Genomic DNA, 301 nt, shown 5'->3' on the forward strand with positions numbered 1-301 from the left:
GTCCTGTAGAGTATCTCCCAAAATCCTTTACTACAATATCCCAATTTTTCTCTGGGTTCTTTTTTATAAAATTTATAATGGGCTGCACCGCTAACATTAATAGCTCCTCAGACGTTTTCCCACCTTCATTCATTTCCACAGGATACTTTAATATACTTGGATCTTTTTCGTATTGTTTTAATGTCGTTTTTCGGCCAGTTACGTAAACGATATCTGTCTCATTCCTATTAATAAAAGGGCTTACCTGTAGCCCGAATTTTCTTATATATGCCATCGTTAATGCTGTCTCTTATACACAAAA

At 35.2% G+C, this 301-nt stretch carries 1 pseudogene; it reads right to left on the reverse strand.

Annotation, left to right across the window (positions count from 1 at the left end):
- Positions 1-280 (reverse strand): annotated as a pseudogene (locus tag ACSG5Z_RS30635) (amine oxidase); the annotation flags it as partial.
- Positions 281-301: the final 21 nt, after the last annotated feature.

The sequence above is a fragment of the Bacillus pretiosus genome, assembly GCF_051294775.1.
GTDB lineage: Bacteria > Bacillota > Bacilli > Bacillales > Bacillaceae_G > Bacillus_A > Bacillus_A wiedmannii.